This is a genomic window from Mesorhizobium sp. M7A.F.Ca.ET.027.03.2.1, assembly GCF_003999175.1.
GTDB lineage: Bacteria > Pseudomonadota > Alphaproteobacteria > Rhizobiales > Rhizobiaceae > Mesorhizobium.
Genome location: NZ_RZOM01001382.1, coordinates 1 through 1,260 on the forward strand (window position 1 = coordinate 1; position 1,260 = coordinate 1,260).

Genomic DNA, 1,260 nt, shown 5'->3' on the forward strand with positions numbered 1-1,260 from the left:
TCCTTCTCCCCGTCACTATACGGGGAGAAGATGCCGGCAGGCAGATGAGGGGCGGCACCAGCTCCCGGTGGAGAGCATATTCAAATCTTGCGGCCACCAGTGCCTCGCGATATCTCGACACCATGATCACCTTCCGCCGTGCGCAGGCCTCCGACCTGCCTGACATCATCGCCATGCTGGCCGACGATCCGCTTGGCGCCGGCCGCGAGGACGCTTCCATGCCGCTGGCCCAAGGATACATCGACGCTTTCAACGCCATCGACGCCGATCCCAATCAGCTGCTGGCGGTGGCCGTCGACGGGGCCGAAGTGATCGGTACCTTGCAGATTTCTTTCCTTGCCGGGCTCTCGCGCAAAGGCGCCTGGCGCGGCCAGATCGAGGCGGTTCGGGTTGCCGGCCACAGGCGCTCGGACGGCATCGGCAGGCAGATGATCGTATGGGCGATCGACGCGTGCCGGGCGCGGGGCTGCAGCCTCGTCCAACTGACCACCGACAAGGGGCGGGCGGACGCGCACCGTTTCTACGAAAGCCTCGGCTTCACCGGCAGCCATCTCGGCTACAAGAAGAGCCTTTAGGCGGACGGAAACCGCTGCACATTTTTTGTGGAACTGCTCGCGGCGTTCGAGCAGTGCGCCAGCGCTGGCGCATTCGGGAAATCGTTCAGGCACACTTCAATTCGCGGCCAAGAGGGGATATAGGTCAGCCAAGTTGACCTATATTGCAGCGTCTGGGGAGGCGTGTCGTGGCCCTTATGAATCTGTTGGCTTCGCGCTCGTCGCGCATGAAAGCGTCCGAAATCCGCGAGCTCCTGAAGCTGCTCGACCAGCCGGACATCATCTCGTTCGCCGGCGGTATTCCCGATCCGGCGTTGTTCCCGGCCGAGGCGATCCGTGACGCCTATGCTTCGGTGCTGGGCGGCGCCGAGGCGGGTGCGGCGCTGCAGTACCAGGTCTCGGAAGGCTACCTGCCGTTGCGGCGCTGGCTCGCCGGGCAGATGGGCAAGCTCGGCGTCGCCTGTGACGAGGCCAATATCTTCATCACCTCCGGCTCGCAGCAGGCGCTGGACTATCTCGGCAAACTGTTCCTGTCGCCGGGCGATACCGCGCTGGTGACGTGGCCGACTTATCTCGGCGCGCTGCAGGCTTTCAACGCCTATGAGCCTCGCTACGACCGGCTGACCCCGGCCGGCGGCAACATGACGCCCGATGCCTATCGCGCGGCAGCGGCAGCAAATGGCGGCAAGGCCAAATTCGCCTATCT

Annotated in this window: 1 protein-coding gene and 1 pseudogene; both read left to right on the top strand. The window is 64.4% G+C overall.

Features of this window, described 5'->3' with window-relative positions:
- Nucleotides 1-122 precede the first annotated feature (122 nt).
- Entirely contained in the window at nucleotides 123-575 is a 453-nt protein-coding gene (locus EN750_RS34860; protein ID WP_127399314.1) for a GNAT family N-acetyltransferase, read from the top strand.
- Between the two features lie 176 nt (nucleotides 576-751).
- Nucleotides 752-1,260: pseudogene (locus EN750_RS34865) on the top strand (PLP-dependent aminotransferase family protein); the annotation flags it as partial.